At 46.4% G+C, this 24,237-nt stretch carries 18 protein-coding genes; 11 read left to right on the plus strand and 7 right to left on the minus strand.

Translation table 11 applies throughout. The features are described 5' to 3' along the window. Positions 1–145 precede the first annotated feature (145 nt). Positions 146–1,000, minus strand: a complete 855-nt coding sequence (locus AC23P2_RS04290; protein ID WP_487772052.1) for an SdiA-regulated domain-containing protein — start codon at positions 998–1,000, stop codon at positions 146–148. Between the two features lie 226 nt (positions 1,001–1,226). On the opposite strand from AC23P2_RS04290, the gene AC23P2_RS04295 reads away from it, so the two are divergent. The 3 genes from AC23P2_RS04295 (at position 1,227) to AC23P2_RS04305 (ending at position 5,183) form a co-directional block, all read left to right on the plus strand. Further along, positions 1,227–2,315, plus strand: coding sequence for an AI-2E family transporter (locus AC23P2_RS04295; RefSeq protein WP_487772053.1), 1,089 nt, complete (start codon positions 1,227–1,229; stop codon positions 2,313–2,315). Between the two features lie 69 nt (positions 2,316–2,384). Continuing rightward, positions 2,385–4,835 carry a penicillin acylase family protein gene (locus tag AC23P2_RS04300; RefSeq protein WP_487772054.1) on the plus strand — a complete coding sequence of 817 codons (2,451 nt, stop codon included), beginning with the start codon at positions 2,385–2,387 and terminating at the stop codon, positions 4,833–4,835. Positions 4,836–4,847: 12 nt separating this feature from the next. Then, positions 4,848–5,183, plus strand: a complete 336-nt coding sequence (locus tag AC23P2_RS04305; RefSeq protein WP_487772055.1) for a hypothetical protein — start codon at positions 4,848–4,850, stop codon at positions 5,181–5,183. 174 nt (positions 5,184–5,357) lie between these two features. Here the strand turns inward: AC23P2_RS04305 and AC23P2_RS04310 are convergent, their stop codons facing one another. Continuing rightward, the gene (locus AC23P2_RS04310; RefSeq protein ID WP_487772056.1) at positions 5,358–6,002 is read right to left on the minus strand and encodes a hypothetical protein; all 645 of its coding nucleotides are present in this window, start codon (positions 6,000–6,002) and stop codon (positions 5,358–5,360) included. A 135-nt stretch (positions 6,003–6,137) separates the two neighbouring features. Between AC23P2_RS04310 and AC23P2_RS04315 the strand changes: the two genes are divergently transcribed. Genes AC23P2_RS04315 through AC23P2_RS04325 form a run of 3 tightly spaced genes read left to right on the plus strand, consistent with a single transcriptional unit; the run spans position 6,138 to position 10,901 of the window. Further along, positions 6,138–7,124 (plus strand): hypothetical protein, encoded by a 987-nt coding sequence (locus AC23P2_RS04315; RefSeq protein ID WP_487772057.1) that lies wholly within the window; start codon positions 6,138–6,140, stop codon positions 7,122–7,124. Positions 7,125–7,171: 47 nt separating this feature from the next. Next, entirely contained in the window at positions 7,172–10,069 is a 2,898-nt protein-coding gene (locus tag AC23P2_RS04320; RefSeq protein WP_487772058.1) for a metallophosphoesterase, read from the plus strand. 19 nt (positions 10,070–10,088) lie between these two features. Then, a complete protein-coding gene (locus tag AC23P2_RS04325) occupies positions 10,089–10,901 on the plus strand; it encodes an RpnC/YadD family protein (protein ID WP_487772059.1) in 813 nt (270 codons plus the stop codon). A gap of 3 nt (positions 10,902–10,904) precedes the next feature. Here AC23P2_RS04325 and AC23P2_RS04330 read toward each other — a convergent pair whose 3' ends face one another. Further along, positions 10,905–11,360, minus strand: a complete 456-nt coding sequence (locus tag AC23P2_RS04330; RefSeq protein WP_487772060.1) for a (deoxy)nucleoside triphosphate pyrophosphohydrolase — start codon at positions 11,358–11,360, stop codon at positions 10,905–10,907. Between the two features lie 200 nt (positions 11,361–11,560). On the opposite strand from AC23P2_RS04330, the gene AC23P2_RS04335 reads away from it, so the two are divergent. Continuing rightward, on the plus strand, positions 11,561–13,069 hold the full coding sequence (locus AC23P2_RS04335) for a DUF4301 family protein (RefSeq protein WP_487772061.1): 1,509 nt from the start codon (positions 11,561–11,563) through the stop codon (positions 13,067–13,069). Between the two features lie 73 nt (positions 13,070–13,142). Here AC23P2_RS04335 and AC23P2_RS04340 read toward each other — a convergent pair whose 3' ends face one another. Beyond that, a complete protein-coding gene (locus AC23P2_RS04340) occupies positions 13,143–15,632 on the minus strand; it encodes a T9SS type A sorting domain-containing protein (protein ID WP_487772062.1) in 2,490 nt (829 codons plus the stop codon). A 142-nt stretch (positions 15,633–15,774) separates the two neighbouring features. Here AC23P2_RS04340 and AC23P2_RS04345 point away from each other — a divergent pair, with 142 nt between their 5' ends. Together AC23P2_RS04345 and AC23P2_RS04350 are read left to right on the plus strand one after the other, a co-directional pair. Continuing rightward, positions 15,775–16,485, plus strand: a complete 711-nt coding sequence (locus AC23P2_RS04345; protein ID WP_487772063.1) for an ATP-binding cassette domain-containing protein — start codon at positions 15,775–15,777, stop codon at positions 16,483–16,485. Between the two features lie 79 nt (positions 16,486–16,564). Next, complete coding sequence (locus tag AC23P2_RS04350; protein ID WP_183974739.1) at positions 16,565–17,221, plus strand: hypothetical protein; 657 nt, start codon at positions 16,565–16,567, stop codon at positions 17,219–17,221. 104 nt (positions 17,222–17,325) lie between these two features. On the opposite strand, the gene AC23P2_RS04355 is transcribed toward AC23P2_RS04350, so the two are convergent. Then, positions 17,326–18,573, minus strand: coding sequence for a bifunctional 3,4-dihydroxy-2-butanone-4-phosphate synthase/GTP cyclohydrolase II (locus AC23P2_RS04355; RefSeq protein WP_487772064.1), 1,248 nt, complete (start codon positions 18,571–18,573; stop codon positions 17,326–17,328). 151 nt (positions 18,574–18,724) lie between these two features. On the opposite strand from AC23P2_RS04355, the gene AC23P2_RS04360 reads away from it, so the two are divergent. Then, positions 18,725–20,701, plus strand: coding sequence for a T9SS type B sorting domain-containing protein (locus tag AC23P2_RS04360; RefSeq protein ID WP_487772065.1), 1,977 nt, complete (start codon positions 18,725–18,727; stop codon positions 20,699–20,701). Here the strand turns inward: AC23P2_RS04360 and AC23P2_RS04365 are convergent. Together AC23P2_RS04365 and AC23P2_RS04370 are read right to left on the minus strand one after the other, a co-directional pair. Next, entirely contained in the window at positions 20,687–21,409 is a 723-nt protein-coding gene (locus AC23P2_RS04365) for a LytR/AlgR family response regulator transcription factor (RefSeq protein ID WP_487772066.1), read from the minus strand. The two genes, AC23P2_RS04360 and AC23P2_RS04365, sit on opposite strands and share 15 nt — an antisense overlap. After that, positions 21,406–22,497 (minus strand): sensor histidine kinase, encoded by a 1,092-nt coding sequence (locus AC23P2_RS04370; RefSeq protein WP_487772067.1) that lies wholly within the window; start codon positions 22,495–22,497, stop codon positions 21,406–21,408. Before AC23P2_RS04370 ends, AC23P2_RS04365 begins: the two co-directional genes overlap by 4 nt. Before the next feature lie 205 nt (positions 22,498–22,702). On the opposite strand from AC23P2_RS04370, the gene AC23P2_RS04375 reads away from it, so the two are divergent. Continuing rightward, entirely contained in the window at positions 22,703–24,208 is a 1,506-nt protein-coding gene (locus tag AC23P2_RS04375) for a CotH kinase family protein (protein WP_487772068.1), read from the plus strand. Positions 24,209–24,237 lie beyond the last annotated feature (29 nt).

The following is a 24,237-nucleotide window of genomic DNA, read 5'->3' on the forward strand; positions in this document are numbered from 1 at the left end:
GAATTTTTGTAGTCATCTTTGTTATTTCCGATAGCGCGAGTGTCCCACTCGTGCTATCTATTCAAAGGCTTCTAGCCTTTTAGTCAATATTTGAAAAGGCTAGAAGCCTACTAATTAATATCACGAGCGAAACGCTCGCGCTATCTCAGATTCTTCTTTTCGTCACTTTCCACAGTTGCCCCTTTCGTTCATTGGAAATCACAAAGTCAGTGTTATTGATAAAAGCAATGGCCTCGGTTTGGCCACGGGCAATTTTCAGGCAATAGGTTGGTCGGGCAAAGCTCATTCCTTGGCTGATGTCAAAGAGAAGTACTTTTCCGTAGGTAAGCAAGGCCAATGTTTTTCCGTCGGGGCTTACGTCGGCGCCCGTCACCATGGCGTGGCTATACACGCTGTCTTGGGGAGTGGCCTCGTAGCTACCTGCCGCGTCGGGCACAGCGTACATTTTCACCATTCGGTCAGTTTTGCTACGGTTTTTAGAAAACAAATAGAGTTTGTTTTGGTGCCAAACCACCGCTTCACAATCAAAATTGAGCGAGTCGGCGGCGGGTGGAAACGCGCGTTGGTCGGCGTACCTAACCCGAATACTTTCTACGCGCTCGGGCGTGAGCGGGTGAAATTTATAAATGACCAAATCGCGGCGATTGTTAGCGTTATTGCCAACATCGGCGAGGTAGAGGTTACCTCGGTCGTCTTTGGCGATGTCTTCCCAGTCTTTGTTGACCAAAGGCGACAGCGGAAACGTGCGAAGTACCGTTCCTTTCGGGTCCACTTCGTAGATTTCGGCGGGATTTCCTCCGTCGTTGTGGGTCCAAAGCTTCCCTTCTTTTTCTCCTAATATCAACCCCGAGGTTTCGTGAATTTGTGGCGGCAATTGGCCGACTTGCGTTACTGTATAGCGTGAATTGGCACGTTTGAAACCTTCTTTTCGTCGTTCGTGGTGACAGTCGCAGGTTGCTACGCGCAGTGTGAAGGCCAACCAAAATAGTTTTTGAAACATCTTTTCTTTGCTTTTTTGTCCTACCGATGTAGGCGGTATCTATATCTAGTTTCGGGTTATCATTTTCCTCCTTCGAGCGGGTTGTGAACACCCCTTGGCACCAGCGGTACAGTTTTCAACATTCGTAATTCGTAACCACTACCTGATTATACGCAACCCTTGACACGGGGGCTTGCCTTTTCCCCTTTAAAATACGTAGATTTGAGCGAATTTACCATTTCCGACCATGCAAAAATCATTTCCTTTTTCCCTTCGACTCGCTGGATGGTTACTTTCGTCGGTGATTATTGTTTATATTTTGTACATGCTCCGTGAAACCATCGTGCCTCTCACATTTTCGGTCTTGTTTTCAGTATTACTGTACCCCATTTGTGCCTTACTCGAACGCTGGCGGTTCCCAAGGTTATTGGCCATTACCATTGCTCAAATTATCTTTTTTGCCGTTTTGGTAGGGTTAATTTATGTGGCGTCTATTCAAATCATTAGTTTTGGAGAAGAACTTCCTCGTTTGGAGAAAAAAGCCAACTATTGGATTGATCAAGGCCAAGATTTTCTGAGTGATAATTTTGGTATGAGCCGCCGTAAGCAAATCAGCGAAGGCCGCAAATACCTTACCGAAGCCCTCAAAAACAGTGCATCGGTCTTAACGGGCGCTGTCGCGACCACCACGGGCACGCTGGCTTCAGCCACGCTTGTTCCTTTATTCGTATTTTTCTTCTTGCTTTACCGCGATTTCTTCCGTCAATTTTTTTACAAACTATTCGACAGCCGACACAAACGCCGCGTCGATCAAGCGATTCGGCGCATTTATGAGGTCGTACAAGGCTACCTCGTTGGGTTGGTGTCGGTCATTCTGATTGTCGGCGTACTCAATTCCGCAGGTTTGCTATTGTTAGGCGTTCCACACGCCATTTTCTTTGGCTTTTTTGCCTCTTGCCTGCTCCTAATTCCCTACATCGGGCTGTTGATAGGGTCTATTTTACCTGCGTTGATGGCTTTGGTTGCGCTCGACTCTCCCATGTATTCGCTGGGTGTATTGGCTGTTTTTGGGGTCATTCAAGTGTTAGAGGGCAATTTTATTACGCCTTACATCGTCGGCTCAAAAGTGAGCGTCAACCCGCTTGCTTCCATGATTGTCTTGATTTTTGGCGGCCAACTTTGGGGCGTTTCGGGCTTGATTTTGGCCCTTCCCGTTACGGCCATTGTGAAAGTTATTTTTGATTCGGTCGAAGCCCTCAAACCTTTTGGGTATGTATTGGGAGAAGCCGAAGATCGTGCGCCACTTGACTGGCCAACATTTGATAAAAAAGAGTAAATTGCACCCCAATTAATTCATTTTTTTATCAACAAAATACCAAAACCAAATCCTTTTAACCATTCCCTAATGAAATACATTCGTGCGTTGTTGAGTCTGCTGGTAGCTGGTGGATTGACGTACATTTTCAGCCGTCCTCTGGGACCAGCTCCTGCTTTGGGGCCATTTTTTAGTCCTTTTACAGGTTTTTGGCAAAACGCTGAACCAGCCGAAAAACTTCCTCCGACCGACATTAAACTACAAGGGCTGAAAGGAGAAGTAACGGTCAAATACGACGACAATGGCGTTCCTCACATTTTTGCCGACAACGACGAAGATTTGTATTTCGCCCAAGGTTTCATCATTGCCCGCGACCGTCTTTGGCAAATGGACTTTTATAGTCGCGTAGCGGCGGGGCGTTTGAGCGAAGTAATGGGGCCTTTGGCGCTTGATTTTGACCGTTATAATCGTCGTCTCCAACTACCCGAAGGCGCCGAGCGATTGGCTGAGTCATTTACCCACGACCCTACTTCTAAACTCATTGTGGAGTCTTATTCGGCGGGGGTCAACGCTTACATTCAGCAGGTTTCTTACAAAGATTTGGCCATCGAGTATAAAATTCTTGGCTATACACCCGAAGCTTGGTCACCGCTTAAAACGGCCTTGGTCGAAATGGTAATGCGCAAAGACATGAACGCACGCTCGGACGACTACCGCATGGCCAACGCCTTGGCTAAGTTTGGCAAAGAAACCATGAACGACCTTTTTCCTGACTATCCTGTAGAGGAGTCGCCGATTGTACCCTCGGGCACAAAATGGGATTTTACGCCACTTGCCGTTCCCAAAGTACCCGAACTCATGAAAGCGAGCATGGCCGCCAATCTCGACCTTGAAGCCGAAAACCCTGGCATTGGCTCCAATAACTGGGCAGTTCACGGTTCGCGTACAGCCTCTGGGCTACCTTTGCTCGCCAACGATCCCCACTTAGGACTAAGTCTTCCTTCTATTTGGTACCAAATGCAGTTGGTTTCACCCACGGTCAACGTCTATGGCGTGTGCGTGCCAGGTTGGCCAGGTATTGGCATTGGGTTCAACAAAGACATTGCGTGGGGAATGACCAACGTAGGTTCGGACGTGTTTGATTTGTTCCAAATTCAGTTCAAAGACAATACGTTCAAAGAATACAAATACGGCGACAACTGGCGTCCTGTCACGTCGAGGGTCAATGAATTTAAGGTGAAAGGCTCGCCAGACATCATCCGCGACACCGTCCTTTACACCCACCACGGCCCGATTCTTTATAGCCAGGGGCAAAAACCTTTCTTCTCCGATTTACCAGTTGGTCATGCACTTACGTGGGTTGGCCCCGTAGCTGCGGGAAATTCAGTGAAGGCGCTGTACCTCATCAACCACGGCAAGAACTACGACGATTACCGTAAAATTTTACCGTATTTGGCCGCTCCAGGTTTCAACGTGGTATTTGCCAGCAATCAAAACGACGTTGCCATTACCTCAGCTGGCCACTTTCCGCTCAAGTGGAAAGAGCAAGGCAAATACTCACTCGATGGCTCTAACCCTGAACACGAATGGAAAGCATGGATTCCTGTCGAGCAAACACCTTACGTCAAAAATCCTGCCCGTGGTTTTGTGAGTTCGGCCAATCAATTCCCCGCTGACCCTTCGTATCCGTATTATTTGGGGTGGAAATTTGCGCCTGCCGAACGGGGTATTCGTATCAATGAGCGTTTGGGCAACATGACCAAAGCAACCCCCGACAGCCTACGTCTCCTCCAAAATGACAATTTCAACGTAGAAGCACGCCGCATTCTGCCCGAATTACTCAAATATTTGGAAAAAGACCCCAGCGCCAAATCATTGCCAGCCTACGGCGTGTTGGCCAAATGGAACTTACGCAACGACCCCAACGAAATCGCCCCTACCATTTTCGAGCGTTTCGTAAAAGAACTTCGTTTGGCGATTTGGGAAGATGAGTTTCCAACCCAAGACGAAAAAGCGCCCATGTCTCAACCTACCCGCGACCGTACGTGGGCCATGCTCCAAAAACAACCCAATGCGAAGTGGTTTGATAATGTAAAGACAACCAATAAAGTGGAAACCGCTGCTGATATTATCACCACGACTTTCAAAGCCACCATCGACTCGCTTACGGTAAAATACGGGCCGTACAATCCACAAACGTGGGTATGGGGTACTGCCAAAGGAACTGACATCAAGCACCTTGTACCGTTGTTCAAGTCGTTTTCACGCATGGATGTTATCAACGGCGGTGGCCCTGGTATTGTTAACGCTACCACCGAAGCAGGACATGGACCGTCGTGGCGGATGGTGGTGCAGCTTGACAAAACATGGCCTAAAGCCTACGGTTTGTACCCAGGTGGGCAGTCGGGTAACCCAGGTAGCCATTACTACGACAACATGGTGGACAAATGGGCCAAAGGCGAACTCAATGAGCTGGTGTTTTTGAAATCGAAAGACGAACAACACCCTCGTATCAAATCAACCGTCAAATTACAACGCTAAACACTCCGACTCATGCTTTATATTCTTATTCTTGTCATAAGCGGCATTGCTCAACTTTTAGGCCCTTGGTGGCTGATGCCCATCGTGTGTTTTGGGCTATGTTTTTGGAAAGCTAAAAATGCCAAAGAAGCGTACGGAATTGCGTTTGCCGCAGTTTCTACTTTATGGTTAGGGTATTCATTGTTCCAAAGTTTTTCCAGTGCAGGAACATTTCCCTTAAAAGTGGCCGAAATTTTCAAATTACCAAACGCAGCCAGTCTTTTTGCCGCCGTTACCCTTGTGGGAGGGTTGGTGGCGGGCTTTGCTGGGTTAGCAGGCCATTATTGTCGTTTGGCGCTGAAACCTTAGCCGTGCTAAGGGTTACTCATAACCCGCCCAAAGCAGAAATTCACGACCTTAACTAGTATAAAATCCCCGAGCCTTTGTCAAGGACTCGGGGATTTTATTTGTAAATGAGTCAAGTTGACAAAACAACAAAATAATGAACCCACTCATCTCTCATCACTTCTATCTCATCACTCCCTAATAATACCGTGGGTTTCCCAACGGAAGGGCGCTAATGATAGTAATCGACGTAATATCTGGGTTGAACGGCGTCGTCAAGGTATGCTCAATTTCAAGTTTGATGTAGCGAAATGACACCCCAATTTTCGGCGCTACCGTAATGAACGCATCTTGGTTTTTACGGCGGAACGTAAAGCGGTTTTCGGTCAATAAGTCTTTTGCTTCTAGTTTACCAATGTACGAAACGCCTGCTCCTAAGCCCAAGTAAAAACGTGGTTTCCAAGGGCGTTCCAAAATTCGATAAGGTGACGACAAATAATAGTCGGCGTACAACAACCCAAACGAAGTGAATTTTTGTTGAATCAAACTCTTTGACTCGACATCTTCAAACGAAGGTCGGAAAAAGCCACCCAGCTTTAGGCCAACGTTAAAACGGTTGGATGCCATGTAATAAGGCGACAAAAACACCTGCCACGTAGGAGCTGTTTTCGGGAGAAAAAATGGGCTAAAATCGTAAGAGCCACCCGCTTTCATCAAACCAGGCCCGACGCCCACATTCATCCAGAAACGGCGACTGTCTTCGTCGATTTTCACAAAACGTTGAGCATACGACTGCACTCCCACTAACATGCTCAACAACGCAACTAGGTATAATTTTTTCATGTACGTAAGCTTAGTTATACTCAGCGTCAGAGCAATAAGCATACCAGTTTTATAAACTTTGCTCAAACTAGCAGAATCGTTTTTGCCAATTTCCCCGTATATTTGTCTGAGAAACTATCGAAAACGATTTGTGAAATGAAGAAGTGGCTGACAATAATTGTATGGATTGGATTGGTAGGGCTGATAGGGTGCGAAAATCCATTTTTTAACGGAAGATCATCGGGAACATCGGGCAAATGTGAAGCGGGCGCTCCCATCAGCACTTCGGAAGTCACCGATCAAGACCGTGGTTTTTTTAATCCACAAGATAGTTTGTACTATGCCACGGCCGTGTTTGGCATTTTTTACCGAGGCGGCCTGACCAATCCTTGTGAGTTGGTTCGTCGTCCTATTTCGTTTAAAACGGTTCTTTCTCGCAAATTTAAAGTTGTGTGGGATGGCCCCAAAGGTACTACTACCGACCGAAAAGCCGCCCGAGCATTGATTCGATTTACGGACAAAGCTTATCGGGACGACATTGACGTCAACTTGCCGCCCGTGGACACCCTTCGGCCTTATCCATACGAAATTTTGATTTCCCAAGACACCACATACACCAATATTTTCACAGGACGCGAGTACAAAGTGGCCCTTCGCAAAGGTTATTCCAACCTGCTCGACGAAGTGAAATGCGCCGAAGTGAGCCTTTCTTCAACCAAAACATTTGACAGCAATCGGGTAATTCTTGAAAACTCCACCACGGGCAGTTGGTCGCAGCGCTATTTCTTCAAAGCCTCCGACTTTGCTCAAAACGTGCAGTACGTAGTTGTTCGGGAAAAAGAATGTGCCACTTGCAACGTCCCTACTCCCACGCTCACTGCCGAAAAATATACCATTACTAAGGGGGAAGAAGTCGTTTTATCACTTTCGGGCTGCCCCGTCAATGAATATGGCCAAGGGCCGTTGGAATGGTTTTACCAGACTGCCAACGGAACCAAAACGCTGATGCAACGGTACAGCTACTCACCCCGCAATCAACGCAGTTTTTCGCCACAAGAAACCACCACGTACTTTTTACGCTGCCAAGGCGAGTGGTACTGCAAACCTCAAAAAGAAGTAAGCGTAACGATTGAGGTAAAATAGGTTCTTTTGCGCAACTTTGTGGTTCGATTTAACTAATCACAATTCGCATGGCTCCATTTTTACTTAAACGCCGTTTTTTAGTCGTTGCACTACCCAACCTTATTGGGTTTGTACTTCTGATAATCGTTTATGCTTCCAATGCCCTTTTTGCGCAAAAAATTGTACGAGGCCCTTACCTCCAAATGGGGTCTTCCACGGGCATCGTAGTGCGTTGGCGAACAGACGTAGCCACGATTAGTAAGCTTACCTACGGAAGTTCTTCTTCCCAAAAAACGCAAAGCGTTAGCCGCGACGTTCCTACGACCGAACACGAAGTAAGCATCACTGGCCTTACTCCCAACTCAGTCTATTATTACGGAATCCAAGTCAACGGCACGACCTACGAAGGCGATTCATATTATTTCAAAACAGCACCACCAACAGGAAGCAAACAGAAAGTGCGGATTTGGGCGATGGGGGATGCGGGCGATGGCTCTCCCAATCAACGCGCCGTGCGGGACTCTTATTTAAAACGCATCCAAAACGACAATCGTCAAACTGACGCCGTTTTATTTCTTGGCGACAACGCTTACGCCATCGGTACCGACGAAGAATACCAGAACAACTTTTTCAATATTTACCAAGATTATTTCTTCAAAAACAACGTCATTTGGGCTATTCCTGGCAACCATGAATACTATTCGGGTGCACAAAACCGCCGTGAGATTGCCTATTTCCAAATTTTTTCTCAACCCCAAAACGGCGAGTCGGGCGGTGTTCCGTCGGGGTCAGAAATGAATTATTCGTTTGACTACGGCAATGTACACGTAGTTGCGCTGGATTCTTATGGCATCGAACAAGATAAATATCGGTTGTACGATACGCTCAGCCCACAGGTGGAATGGCTCAAAAAAGACTTGGCAGCCAATCGCTTACCATGGACGATTGTGATGTTTCACCACCCACCTTATACCAAAAACTCGCACGATTCAGATACAGAAACTGAATTGGTTCGTATCCGCGAAAACCTGAATCCTATTTTGGAACGGTACAAAGTAGATGTGGTTCTCAGCGGACATAGTCACTTGTACGAGCGTTCGCGACCAATGCGCGGCCATACAGGACTCGCTCCTACCTTCAACGAAGCCGCTCATTTGACCAGTACTTCTTCGGGTAAGTATGACACTAGCCCTAACTCCTGTGCATACATCAAAAATGGTGGTGACGAAGGGGTGATTTATGTAGTTTCGGGATCGGGAGGCCAAAACAATGGGTTCGACGGCGCACCACACCCCGCCATGCCGTTTAAAAATTATCAGTATGGTGGCTCAGTGGTGATTGAAGTCGAGGATAATCGCCTCAATTTTGAATGGCTCTGCAATGACGGGGTCGTTCGTGATCAATTTACAATTTTCAAAAACGTCAATAAAACGACCCAACTCAAAGCGCGTCACGGCGAGACTGTGGCACTCACCCCATCGTGGAAAGGCGCTGCAAAATGGTCCAATGGTAGCAATGAACCTACGCTATCCTTCACTCTCACGGGCGACACCACGCTTTCAGTCCGCGACGAAGCGGGTTGTTTGTTAGACCGTTTTGTGGTTTCAGTGAGTGAAAAACCTACCCTTTCCTTCGATAGACCTATGGCCAATATTTGTGCTGGCGAGGGGATTTCGGTACCGTTTTCTGTCACCAACACCGACCGAAATCGCTGGAAATACACCTTACAATTATCTGACAGTCAGGGCGATTTTTCAAAACCAACGACTTTGGCCACCGAAAGCAACAATGGCTTTACAACTACTTTGCCAACGTCTTTGCCCTCAGGCGACAATTATCGTTTGCGCATTGTAGCCAACGTCGCGGGGATTGCTCCAGTGGTATCCGCAGGTTTTCGTATTCAGCAAAAACCCACAGCTATCTTGAGTGGTTCAGCCGCCATTGATGCAGGGCAAAACGCACAACTCACGCTTCAATTTTCGGGTTCAGGGCCTTGGACGTATCAACTTTCCAACACCACCACGGGAACTACATCGACCAATCCGCTGACAATCAACGTTTCTCCACAAACAACTACTGTTTATACCCTCACCTCAGTAAGTAATGCTTGTGGAACAGGTACGACCAGTGGCAGTGCACGGGTAGAAATAACCCCCAAAGTAATCACCCAATTGCCCACATCTATCACCATCTGCGACGAATCGGTGTTTGATTTACCCTTTAGCCAAACAGGCAGCTTTGAAGCAGGCGTGGGTTTTGAAGCACAGTTGTCGGACAAAGAAGGGAATTTTAATAGCCCCCGTATCGTCGGAAATGGCACCCAAAGCCCCTTAAAAGTCACGATTCCTGCCAACGTAGAAATCGGTGGCAATTACCGTTTACGCATCAAGCCTACCCAAAATGCCAACGCAAACCTCACTCCCAGTGACGCTTTTTCCCTCAAACAACGCGCCAAAGCTACCCTTAGTGGCGACACTACGATTGCGTTTGGAGGGGAAGCTAAGCTAAAATTAAGCGTTCAAGGTACGTTTCCTGTGACGTACATTCTTTCGGACAATAACACAGCCAGTGTCTCCAACAACGTTCAAACCATCAGCGTAAAACCAGCATTAGAAACCATCTATACACTAAAATCAGTGACAAACACATGTGGCAACGGAAGCGTCGGTGGCAGTGCGCGCGTGAGTGTTCTTCTCACGGCCATTGAGCCTGTATCTGACGAAGACTTGCGGGTATTACCCAACCCGACCCACAGCAAAGTCAAAGTTGAAGCCAAAGTTTTTGGTCAAAAACCAGGAGATTGGGAGTTATTGGATGCCCAAGGCAAAATCCTCCACAAAGGGTACTTCCGAAAAGGAACATTGCACGGGCTTGACATATCACTAGAAGACACCGCCCCTGGCACGTATCTGTTACGTTTTGTGGTAGAGGGTCAAACGATTGTTCGCAAAGTAGTGAAACAGTAAACACCCTTTTTGCTTTACTATGGAACACAAAAGAGAAGGTAATATTTACGACCGTATCGTAAAAGAAAATATTGAGAGTATCATTCCTGCATTGATGAATAGCGTTTTGGGCTTCAAAGTGCTAGAATCGACCGTAATCAAAGAAAAGCTGCAACAAACCAAGGAAAAAGAAGCAGACGTTTTAAGAATAATTACAGACCCAAGCGGCAGGAAGTTTATTTTACACCTTGAATTCCAAGTAGATGACTATAAAAGAATGGTGTATCGCATGGCAGATTACTGGATTTTATTAAAATCGAAATACAAGTTTCCCATTAGGCAATTTGTTATTTACATTGGCAACAAAGAACCAACGATGAGAACTGTACTTGCAGAGGATGGAAATTATTTTCAGTTTCAGCTCATCAACATCACCCAATTCGACTATTTACGATTTCTCAACTCACCAAACCCTGAAGAAATTATTTTAGCTGTTTTGGGGGATTTCGGCAACGAACAACCAGCAAATGTGCTCTCAAAAATCATCCAAAGGCTCGAAGAAACTAAAACTGATGCAAATACGTTAAAAAAGCACTACAGGCAATTAAGGATTCTTGCAAAACTTCGTAACTTGAACTTAAAGTTTGACGATATGATAAAGAACATGGCAAAATATTTTGATGTCGAAAATGACCCTTTTTTCATTAAAGGGCAGGAAAAAGAATTATCTAAATTTGTCGCTTTTCTGCTTAGAGAAGGAAACAGGACTTTCGAACAAATTGCTGATATAGCGGATACTACAGTGGACTTTGTCAAGTCTGTCCAACAAAAACTTCAGGCAAAAAACGCCTAAAAATCAGCACTTCAATTTAGCTTTGTGGCGGCGGAGTTTGGCAACGTCCAAATAGTGAAGAAAAGTCTCAATAACTTCCAAGTCGGCTTCGGCCCAGTCTAGTTTATGAACCTCTTCTAGCCGAACCCATTTGTATTGTTGATGCTCGGTTAGAACGATGGGCGCGGTAAGCATCCGACACACGTAAGGTACAAGGCAGATAATGCGGTTGGGGTCTTCTTTGTAGGCAGGATTGAGGCGAACACCCACTTCAATTTCAATGCTCAACTCCTCCATGATTTCGCGGTGAAGCGCCTCTATTTCGGTTTCACCTTCATCGACTTTTCCGCCAGGAAACTCCCATTTTAGGGCCAGTGACATTCCCTCTTTGCGCTGTGCCGAAAAAACATACCCATCTTTTTCAAAGATAGCGCAGGGTACTACCACAATTTTTTTTGAATTTTCGGGTGGGACTGACATACAAAGCCGCTTTTTTATACAAAGTTACTACGGAAAATCATTTCTAACCGCTTTTTTTATCGAACGGTCGAAGGATTAACAAATATTTTATAGTTTGCATCCCTGAATCTTCCTTATTTTTAGCGCAAAGTCCAAGTTTTTGTAGTCATAATACGATTTTGTATCTCCGAACCTTAAACAGTATAATCTTATTCAAACCCATGTTTACTGAAAAAGACCTCGCCCAAATCGAAAAACAGGGCATTTCGCTTGAAACCATCCAACAGCAGATTTCTCATTTTGAAACGGGTTTCCCTTTTTTAAAAGTTCTCAAGGCCGCTACTGTAGGTGACGGCATCGTGCGCGTAAGTGAAGAAGAAAGTGCCGCTCTTGTCGATGAATTTGATGCACAAGCCAAAAACGTTTCGTTGTTGAAGTTTGTCCCAGCTTCGGGCGCTGCCACGCGGATGTTTAAGTCGCTTTTTGCTTTTAAAGACGATGGAAAAAGCGACAAGTCCATCCCTGAATTTAGCGAGCGGATTCGTGATTTTGCTTTTTTTGAAGACCTCAAAACCGCCATGGCCAACGACGGCGTTGACATTGAAACGGCCATTGGCGATGGCAATTACCAACAAATTGCCGATTATATTTTGAGTGGCAAAGGGCTAGATTATGGCAATCTTCCTAAAGGTTTATTAAAATTCCACAACTACCAAGAAGGAGCTCGTACGCCCGTAGAAGAGCATTTGGTGGAAGGTGCCAACTACGCCAACGCCAACGGAGTCGTTCGCCTACACTTCACCGTCTCGCCCGAGCACCGCAGCCGTTTTGAAGCCCTGATTGAAGCAGTAAAGCCTGCTTTTGAAGAAAAATACAGCGTCACTTATCAAGTGAGTTTTTCGGAACAAAAACCCTCTACGGATACCATTTCGGTGAACATGGACAACACGCCTTTCCGCAACGCCGATGGTAGCTTGTTGTTCCGTCCTGCGGGGCACGGAGCGCTTTTGGCCAACCTCGACGACCAAGACGGCGATGTGGTATTCATCAAAAACATCGACAATGTAGTACCCGATAGCCTCAAAGACACCACTTTTACGTACAAAAAAGTCCTAGGGGCGTTGTTGTTGAAATACCGCCAGCAAATTTTTGATTTCTTGACCCGCATCGAAGCAGGCGAAAACAGCGACAGCCTAATCAGCGAACTGTCGGAGTTTTATGAAAACACCTTATTTACTTCTCCTACTGCAGATTTCTGGGCACTATCCAATACTGAAAAACTCGCCTACTTTGCCATGAAGCTCGACCGCCCTGTGCGTTTGTGCGGAATGGTGAAAAACGTCGGAGAGCCTGGTGGTGGGCCTTTCTGGGCGGCGAATCCCGACGGCACCACTTCGCTCCAAGTGGTAGAATCGGCGCAAATTGACATGGACGATGCTGCACAAAAAGCGCTTTTCGATACCGCCACGCACTTCAACCCCGTTGATTTGGTGTGTTCGCTCCGTGGCTATAAAGGCAAGAAATTTGAGTTGATGAGTTATCGCGATTCCAATACGGGTTTTATTACCCAAAAATCAAAAGACGGAAAAGACCTCAAAGCCCAAGAACTTCCAGGACTTTGGAATGGCTCCATGTCTGACTGGAATACAGTGTTTGTGGAAGTTCCGTTGATTACCTTCAACCCCGTCAAAACCGTCAACGATTTGCTCCGCAAAGAGCACCAAGCATAATATTTATTGACAATAAACGCCTTTTTTAGCCCCTTCTGAACAGTTTACTGGGTCAGAGGGGGTTATTTATTTGTTATTGTTTCAACAGCTTACGTTCAAGCCATTTATCCCCCACTTTTATTCTAAGAAAATACAGCCCAGTGGGTAAAGCTTGGGTATTTATTTCATCTTGGTATTCCCCCGTTGTCCACTGACGGCTTTGGTACAAACGCCCTTGGGCATTGACCAACTGCCACTCAGTAGCGGTAGGGATACCGATGGTTAGCCGTAATCGATCTATCAGCGGGTTGGGGCCTATGATTATTTGTTCTTGTTCTTCTTCCACTCCCGTAATCACCACGTTGGCTGTTACACTACCCGATACCGTTCCCGTCCCGCACGAGTTACTCACCGAACTAAGGGTATAAGTCGTTGGTAAAGTGGGCTTGACAGTGACCAAAACGGGGGTTTCGTTGGTTGTCCCCGTCGTATTATCCGACATAGTATAGGTCCAAGGCGCATCTCCCGTAAATTGAATGACGAGCAGCAACTCATCCCCAGGCTTGAGCGGCGCCGTTACGCCTCCACTCAGTGCGGCCGTAGGGCGACGTCCTAGCAAAAATGGCGATGTCGGCTGTGACGTAATCGTTGTACTTCCTACCACCGCTACCCGAATTCGGTAACCATTGGCGTTCGGAATCGCGGGGATATTGGCTAAAATAGGGCTACGGCTTCCCGTCCCGATAATAACAGCATTGGTAAAACTCCCTAAACTGTCCGATAACTGCGCCTGAAATATGGTATTGGCAGGGAGGGTTCCGCCGCCAAGCGAAAATTTTACCTCAAATTCTTTTCCACTACAAATACCTGAGGTGATGTTTTCGGTAATTACGCGGGGAATGACCGTCACTGAAGCAATCCCCGAAACAGTACCTTCGCCGCACGAATTTCGCACCGAAGTTAGTTGATATACGGTCGTTTGAGTGGGTTTTACGGTTACTTGAGCAGGAGTTGCTTCCGAAGTTGTGGTAGTTCCGTCTGACAATACAAGCGACCAAGGGCCATCACCCGTTAATGTCACAGGCAAGGTAGTCGATTCACCAAAATTGACCGAAGCAGCACCCGATAATACCGCCGTTGGTTTAACTTTTATTATAAAAGAAGCGCTATTGACTGATGTTGAAGTAACACTGGCTACTACCCGTAAACGATACGCCGCCCCCGCCGCAACGTTGGCAGGAATCGTCGTTGAAATTGGGCTACTCGTTCCAGTTGCAAGCGCACGAGGCGTTGTAAACGAACCCGTTGCATCTGAGAGCTGAACGGTATAAGTAACCGCGCCTTCAAAAGTTCCCGTTACCACAAAAGGTAAACTTATGACACTTCCGACACAAACCGAACCCAAGGCAACGTCGGCTGCACTCACCCGCGGATTGACTTTTACCTGAACAGTACTTGTCGGCGTGGAGGCTGTTCCGCACGCATTACGAACTGATTTAACAGAATAAGTCGTCGTCGTAGTAGGGCTAACCGTCACCAAGGCGGGGGTAGTATTCACAGTGGCCGTCTGATCATTGGATAGCACGTACGTCCACGGGCCTTCCCCAGTGAAGTCCAACGTGAGTTTTGCGCTTTCTCCTACCCCAATCGTTGTAGTACCACTCAGGGTAGCCGTAGGTAAGGCTTGTACCGCAAACACGCCACTGCTCACCGAAGAGGCAGAAGCAGTAGCGACAACGCGTACTTTGTAGTTTTTGCCTGCCAACAACGAAGCTGGAAAAGTAACTTGCAATGGGCTAGCTGTGCCTGTGCCAATCGCAACGGGATTGGTAAAACTCCCCGTTGAATCTGATAACTGTGCTGTATAGGTTACAGCAGTTGTTGATTCAAACGTCCCCGTGGTGACAAACGACACTATGGACGTTGAACCTGCGCATACAGTAGCGGGCGCAAACGTAGCGGTGATAATGGGTGAAACGCGTACGCGCGCGCTGCCCGTCACGGTGCCTGCTCCACACACATTACTAACCGACTGAAGTGCGTAGGTAGTACTCACAGAAGGTTGTACAATCCCTTTGAGCGGACTTGTGAGCGTAGTGCCTGTGTTGGTATTGGTAAATGTATAAGTCCAAGGGCCATTTCCTGTAAAAACAACCGTTAGGGTCGCCGTGCCCCCCAACGTAATCGTGGTATCACCCGAAAGGGTGGCCGTAGGGCGTCTGAGCATGGTAAAAACAGAAGTCGGTGTTGATGTAACCCCCGTCGTATCCGAGACAACCCGCAAACGATACTCCCCACCAAGGGCTGTTGCAGGCAAGGTGACGACAATCGGGCTGGTTGTTCCCGATGCCAACGCCGTAGGGCTTGTAAACGTCCCTCCAGTTCCCGACAGCTGCACAGTATAGGTGCGTTTGGCTGGTGTGGGGACATTGGACGGTGTAAACGCCACCGACAAGGTCGTACCTGCACAGGCTGCCGCCCCGCTGACGTCCGTTGTGGTAATCGTCGGGGTTTGTGCCCACGTATTCATCCAAGCGACTACTCCTAAAAATAATAAAACCCCAGTCCGTTTAAACAATCTCATAAAACGCAAGTCCGTTACATTGTTATACGCTAAAATTGTGCCATTGCAATACAACAATCCCTTCTCTTTGTAGTTTTCTATCAAGCAAATATACAAGACCCTAAACGAGAAATTTGTATTTTCGCCCCAATTCTGAAAAATCATGTCCATTCGGATACAACACCTCACTAAACTATACGGCGCTCAAAAAGCCGTCAACGACATTAGCTTCGACGTAAAGCCTGGAGAAATCATGGGATTTTTAGGGCCTAACGGCGCTGGAAAATCGACGACCATGAAAATCACGACGGGCTACCTCAACGCCACCAGCGGAAGCGTAGAAGTGTGTGGATTTGACGTAGCAAAGCAGTCGATGGAAGTACGCCGCTCAATTGGCTATCTACCTGAACACAACCCGCTTTACACCGATATGTACATCAAAGAGTTTTTGCGTTTTGTGGGGGCTTTATATGGCCTCAAAGGTGAAAAACTGCGCCAGCGGGTGAGTGAAATGGTAGAAATATGTGGACTAGAGCTGGAACAAAACAAAAAAATTGGACAATTATCAAAAGGTTATCGCCAACGCGTTGGTTTGGCCCAAGCCTTGATTCATAACCCACCCGTTCTGATTCTAGACGAAGCCACCACGGGGCTCGACCCCAACCAAATTATTGAGATTCGGACACTCATTAAAAGCGTTGGAAAAGAAAAAACCGTGCTTTTTTCGTCGCACATCATGCAGGAAGTAGAGGCCATTTGCGATCGTGCGGTCATTATCAATCGGGGGCAAGTCGTGGCCGATCGTACACTTGCCGATTTACGCAGCGAAGGTAAACCGTTGGAAGAAGTCTTCCGAGAACTTACCACGCAATAGCCCTCCTTTTTTTTCGTTTTTGAAACAGAATTGTTCCTTTGAACGTAATCTCTTTTGAACGTTTTTTATATTTGAGACTATGAGAAAATTATTTTTGGGATTGGTAGTGGCCTCCTTATGGGCATTTGGAGCCGCCGCCCAGACAGCCAACCCCGACGCACCTCCACCACCAGTACGACCCAATAATGATGGCCCCATTAAAGTGTTAGACGCGCCTCCTCGCAAACAAGATCCTGAGCGTCCTCCCTCGCCTTTAGACCGCCTTCGCTTGGGAGGCAGTATTGGGCCACTGTCGTTTGGAACCGTAACCAGTATTGGGGTTTCACCCGTGGCGGGTTATCAAGTTACTAATCGACTTTCTTTAGGGGGAGGTTTTACGTATCAATACACCCAACTCCGCTATTCTCCTACCCTCAAAAGTAGCTATGACAACTACGGCGGGCGGGTGTTTGGGATGTTTAATGTGTATGAAAGTATCAACTTAAACGCTGAATACGAATCGCTTAATGTCCAATACCGCGACTACAACGCCAGCGGTGTACGTAAGCGAACTTGGATTAATTCGGCCATGGTAGGAGCTTCGTATTCTACGCCTATTGGCGGCCGTTTTATCAAGGCATTTAACCTCATGTTGTTGTACAACCTAAGTTACAACAATCTGGTAAACCCTTCGTATCCTGCTGAGAACATTTATCCGACTTCAAGTCCATTGGTGATTCGAGCGGTATTGTTCTAGCATTTGAGTGTCGAAGGTAGAATGCAGAGTGTCGAGGGTAGAGTGCAGAGTGTCGAATAGAAATACCCCATTCGACACTCTCCATTCTGCACTCGACATTTATTCTATTCTTTTACTGCTGCAAACTGCGTAAGGCGATGCCCCATTTTATCGCGCTTTGTTTTCAAATACGCTTCATTGTACTGATTCGCAGGCATTTCGATGGGCACACAATCAATAATTTCTAAGCCGTAGCCCATCAAACCCACTCGTTTTTTAGGGTTGTTTGAAATAAGTTTGATTTTGCTCAATCCCAAATCGCGCAAAATCTGTGCTCCTACCCCATAATCGCGCTCGTCCATTTTAAACCCAAGGGCAATATTGGCGTCAACTGTATCCAAGCCATTTTCTTGCAATTTATAGGCTTTCAGTTTGTTGATAAGTCCAATGCCGCGGCCTTCTTGGTTCATATACACAACCACGCCTTTGCCCGCTCTCTCAACCATCTCCATCGACGCGTGCAATTGCGGCCCGCAGTCGCAACGGCATGACCCAAAAATATCGCCCGTCACGCACGATGAGTGAACACGCACTAATACGGGTTCATCTTTCTCCCACGTACCTTTGATAAGGGCTAAATGTAACTCATCGGTATGGATTTGGCGGAACGCAATCATGTCGAAATGCCCCCATTCGGTCGGCATGTCAACGGCGATTTCGCGCTTGATAAGGGTTTCTTTTTGAAGGCGGTATTCTATCAAGTCTTTGATAGACACCAACTTCATATCAAACTTATCCGCCAATTCGCGCAGCTGCGGCAGACGCGCCATCGTACCATCTTCGTTCAAAATTTCGATCAATACCCCCGCAGGTTTTAAACCCGCCAAACGGGCAAAATCAATAGCAGCTTCGGTATGGCCCGTACGGCGCAATACGCCGCCAGGCATGGCACGAAGCGGAAAGATATGTCCTGGACGACCTAATTCTTCGGGACGGATGTTAGGGTCCACCAAAGCTTGAATGGTTTTAGAACGGTCGGAAGCCGAAATCCCCGTCGTACAACCATGGCCAAGCAAATCGACCGATACGGTAAAAGGTGTCTCGTGCGTAGAAGTATTATCTCCCACCATCATTTTGAGGCCCAATTCCTCACAACGCTCCACGGTAAGGGGGGCACACATGAGCCCACGGCCTTCTTTTACCATGAAGTTCACCATTTCGGGCGTGGTCATTTCGGCCGCACAAATAAAGTCTCCTTCATTTTCACGGTCTTCATCATCGACCACAATGATGATTTTCCCAGCTCGGATGTCTTCAATCGCCGATTCAATGGTATCGAGCTTGATGGAATTGGTATTATTATTGCTATCCATGTATCAAATAAAAATAGTTTGCGAAAAACAACGTTTTATGTTTACGATTCTGTGTAGTGTGAGTAATTCTTTTCGTGGTAAGTTTGTTAGTAAAACAACCTTTTGCAAAGATACGTTCTTTGGAGAGAAGGAAATCGGAAATCATAAATCTATGAAATCATCTCTTGTACTTTTTTTCTTTTTAGTAAGCCTAGCCGTATTGGGGCAAGATTGGTGTGACCCTGCTCAACGGCCGAAAGATCAAGTTATTGGTCAAGGAGGTTTTATAGTTCAAGGCTCTTCCACAGGTTGTTTATTATATGATGTTAAGGTAGAGGCAAGTGTTGCTGGTTCAAGCATACAATACATTTATGACTACAAAGGTGGCGACCCTACCAAAGCGCCTAACGCGGCTATTCCCTCCACTTCACATCGCTATACCAAACTTGGCAAATACACCATACTGCAACTGGTAAGCACGGGGGGCACAGGGGCCATCGCCTGCCGCGTAGTCGAAGCCGTAACAGCGCCTAACTATAAAGTACAAGTCTGTAGCGATCGAAAAGTGGTAGTCACTATCGCCGATGATTCTACCACCAAAGGCTACGAGTCTTTTTTGGTTAATTTTGGCGGAGGAGTTTTCCTTCCTGTTTCCAAAGCCAACAGTCCTTACATTATTTCCTATGCTTATCCCACTAATGCCAATGCCGCCACGATTTCAGTAACGGGTATTGCACCTGGCAATATTCCGCTTACCTGCAAAAAAGACACCAGCGTGGTTTTGAATACTTCCACTGCAACGGGCGTATCAATCCGCAAAGTAACCACTCGCCCCGACGGAACGGTGGATGTGCTTGTCAGAGGGAGTGCGGGCATCAAAGCTGACATTCAAATTGATGAAGGTGCAACGGGAACGTTCAGAAACACAGGCCAAAGTGCAACCACCAACGATACTACCACGGTGACGATTCGCTCCATCAACGCCGCTCAAAACGCTTATTGTTTCCGCCTAAGTACCAACGACGTTTGTGACAACACCACCACTACCTCCAGCGTGGTCTGTGCCACTAGCTTAGATGTCGTAGCTCAAAATCAACAAAACGTACTCACTTGGAAAGAATATCCGTACGCGGCCTCATTTCAAAATTACCGCGTCAATCTCAACGGCACTCCTAGCCCAGTGGTCACTAATCGTACCACAACAACCCAAACTGACCGCAACGTGACCTGTGGAAATCAGTATTGTTATCAAGTCACGGTGACATTGGCGGGAGGCGTCGAATCGGTTTCGCAACTGCGCTGTGTTCAAGCCATTTCTAGCGATGTTCCATCAAAAATTACCAACGTCGTGGCTTCGGTACTCGAAGAGGAACAAAGAGTAGAAGTACGTATTACGAATCCGCCAGCGTCGGGAGCTAGTCCTTCTCGGTTCAAAACCATTTTTTTACGCGCCGAAAATGGCAGCAACAACTACCAAGAAGTTGGGGTTGCTAATAACCAATTGACATTTATTGACCCCACCGCCAACCCCAATGCTCAGTCGTACTGCTATAAAGTTCAATACGAAAATAGTTGCGGAAACCGCTCCGAACCAAGCGACCCCGTTTGTTCAATTCACTTATATTCCAAAACAAGCTCAACCGTTGACTGGACTGTTGACTCTCCTTTCTTATTTCCGATTGGCTACTACGCTTTAGAAATCTTGAACGAGCAAGGTGTCCTTGTTGACCAAGTTCGTTTGGGAGGAAATTCTAGCTTCAACCCTGACACTTACAACCCTGACCAACAACAGTTTAGATACCGAATACTTGCATACCCACAAGGTTCTTCGGGGTTAATAAGTTATTCTAACCCTTACGTTTTTGTCCGCAATGCCCTTGTCTTCATACCAGATGCTTTTTCTCCTAACCAAGACACTGTCAACGACTTATTTGCGATGAAAGGGCAATTTGTCAATACCTCAAGACTGATTGTTTATAACCGATGGGGCGAAGTGCTTTTTGAATCCGATGATGCCATAAAAAAAGGGTGGGATGGAATGCTCAATGGACAGCCTGCGCCCGAAGGGTCTTACGTGTATCGGATTGAAGTAAGTGATTTGCTTGGTAAAAATTTTGTTAAAATCGGGACTTTCTTACTCGCTCGGTAGTTTTCGATACTTTTGCTCAAACTCAACTAGGTAGCGGTTTCCAATCGGAATTTCGACATTACCTAAGTGGATTTTGGCTTTCTGAACCGCCGTTATACGCTTAAAAGCCACAATAAACGAATTATGAACGCGGCCAAATTGCGTTTCGGGCAGTTTGGCTTCCATGGCTTTTAGGTTCAGGCGCGTCAGAATGGGTTTCGGCTGCTGCATGGTATATATTTTGACATAATCTTTGAGCCCTTCCACGTAACTCACTTCATCGAAATAAATCTTGATTTCTTTGTATTCCGAAAAAACAAAGAAAAAACCCCGTTCCATGACCGCTGGCGTCTCTTCTTTCTGACGCAATTCAAACAATTCTTTGGCCCGAAGTACGGCTTTTTCAAAACGTTCAAACGGAATCGGTTTGAGCAAATAATCCACCACGTTCAGTTCAAACCCTTCCAGCGCATACTGTTCGTAAGCCGTCGTAAAAATCACCATTGGAGGACTCGACAACCCACGTAAAAACTGCGTTCCCGTCAAGGTTGGCATCTGAATATCCAAAAAAATCAAGTCAACAGCGTGTGTTTCAAGCCATGAAGCTGCTTCTATGGCGTTTGAGAAAGTAGCTTGTAAGTCTAAATACGGAAATCGGCGAAGGTCGTCGGCCAAAATCGCTAAAGCAAACGGTTCATCGTCAATGGCTATACTACGAATCAATGTCATAAGGTTATATCAAGGGATAATTCTACCCGAAAAGTAGTAGTATTGGCGTAAATATGTAATTGGTGACGCTGAGGATAGTGCAATGCCAAACGCCGCTCGACATTTTTGATTCCCAGCCCTGACTCACCCTCTTTGGGAAGGTTATTGACAAAGATTGGGTTTTCGACAAAAAATAGCAAACTCCCTTCTCTGACGTGAATTCCAATCACAATATCGCTTTTCTGCTGACTATGTAAGCCATATTTAAACGCATTTTCAACAAAAGGAAGGAACAATAATGGTTCAATTTGGTACTTTTCTACCGCTCCTTCACACACAAATGAGACCGTATCTTTCTCGGTAAGGCGCAGTTTTTGGAGGTCGATAAAATGCCGAAGGTGTTCAATCTCCTGCGTTAAAGGCACGCGTTCGTGGTTGGCTTGATAAATAACATACCTTAAAAGTTGCGATAATTTAACAACCGCTTCCTCCGCTTTGTCCGATTTTTGGCGCGTCAACCAACGAATATTATTGAGGGTATTAAACAAAAAATGAGGACTTATCTGGAGTTTTAAAACGGCTAACTCAGCCGCAATTTTTTCCAGTTGAATTTGCTGTTTTTCTTCTCGTTCGTGCAAACGGTCTCGCACCAGCGCAATCATTGAACTGGTCAAGGTTACCAAACAGAACGACAAAAAAGCCGTGATTTGGTGGGGTCCCATGGACATAAAAGGCGGAGGACTAGGCCGTAATGCTTGGGCTGGCCGCATGGGAGGCGGAGGTATTTGTCCACCCATCGGTGGGCGATTATCCCACCACCATCGCATAAGCACGTCATTAAAAATCAGATAGATAATCAACCCAACAAGTAGTACCCCTATAAAAGCGACTACGTTTTTTTGGCTTAATAGTCGTGGAATAAAAATTTCTAAATTGAGGTAAAAAAAAGCAATCAACACAAAATCACCCGTCAGTTTACTCGCCACAAAACGTCCCAAGTGGGGAGTAACCCAAATGCCTGAAAAAGAAAATAACAAGAGAGGAGAGGCCATATAGACCACCCACCCCAGTAGGTGTAGCCATACATTATATCTTTCCCAAAACTTCATAGTATCCTTTTTAGCAATGTACGCCTTTCTTGCCTAACCTGTTGCAAGGTGTCTATGTTTCAGCAATTTGTGTAGAGGCTAACGGGGGACTTAACAATTTCTTAACATTCTTCTACACAAAACCTGTATTTGTAGGCACATGTTGATTGGGCTGCCACAGCCGACGTTTAATGGCGGTAATCCACATTAAAACATCGCCATAACAATGAAACGCACTCCTTATCATTTTTTGCTCAGTTTGATCTGTTGGGGTTGGCTAGGGTCTATGGCTCAAAGCCCGACTACCGCTCCAAAGCATCCAAGTGCCAAGCCTAATTACGAGGTTGTATTCCCTCAGAATCGGGTCAATACCCTAGAAATCACGCTTACCCAGGCCACTTGGGATAGCATCCAAATAGATATGAAAAAGAAATTTGGAAATGAATTTGGAAAAGGAAGTCGATTTCCAGGACCGATGCCTAAAAATGGGGCTTTTCCTCCTCCCATGGGGGAGGGAGGTTCGATGATGGGCGGAGGTCCTGCTTCTTTTGGCCAAGGCGAGCCCAATTACGTGATGTCCTCGTTGAAATTTAACGGAAAAACTTGGAATGCGGTGGGTTTTCGCCTCAAAGGTAACTCTACCCTAATGATGTCTTGGGGTCAAGGAATTTACAAATTGCCTTTCCGATTGTCGTTTGATGAATTTGCGCCTAAAGGGGCTACGAAGCCCTCATTTTATGGCTTTCATGAGTTGTCGATGTCACCTGCGGCCAGTGATCCATCACTTTTACACGAAAAAGTGGCCGCCGATTTGTTCCGCCAAGCAGGTGTGCCCGCCGCCCAAACTGCTTTTTATCGCGTATTTATCAATTTTGGGGAGGGACTAAAATACTGTGGTGTCTATACCATGGTTGAGGTCATTGACGACACCATGGTTAAGCAGCAGTTTGGTGAGTCAACAGGTAATATTTACAAACCCGAATCCACGTTTCAGAAGTTTGTGGCTGCTCAGTTTGAAAAGAAAAACAACAAGAAAAAAGCGGATTATTCCGACGTTCAGGCGTTCATAAAGGCGCTAAACGATTCTATTCGGCTTACGCAGCCTGCTCAGTGGCGTGCCCATTTGGAAGCCACCTTTAATGTTCCTCATTTTTTGAACTACTTAGCCATCAACAACGTCATCGGCAACTGGGATACCTACGGGGCAATGGCGCACAACTTTTATCTGTACAATTCGCCCACTAAAAAATTGACTTGGATTCCGTGGGACAACAATGAGGCACTTTCGAGCCGTGGCGGTGGTGGGATGTTTCCTCCTGCCATGGTGCGTAATGAAAAACGTCCCAGCGAGGGCAGTGTTCCTCCTGAAGGCTTCTTTCCGCCGCCACCAATGGGAGGCAAAAAAGGTGGATTTGGGGGGAACGTTTCCCTCGACCTCTCGTCCGTCAGCAAGCAATGGCCGTTGATTCGCTACCTAGCCGATGATCCAGTCTATTTTGCTCAGTATAAAAACTACGTCAAAGAGTTTACCCAACATCTATTTACTACTACCCACATGAAAAAGCTATTTGAACGCTACCACCGCCTCATTGCGCCTTACGTACAAGGCAAGGAAACAAGGCCGTATTCTCAGCTACGGGATGCGGCTAGTTTCAGTCATTCGCTCGAACAACTCAATGAACACGTTCAGTCTCAAACGCAAAAAGTAGAAGCGTTTTTACAAAAGCCCTAGCCCTCTTGCAACGTAACTATTCCTTTTAA

It is taken from the genome of Runella sp. R0.1_18 (assembly GCF_057652155.1).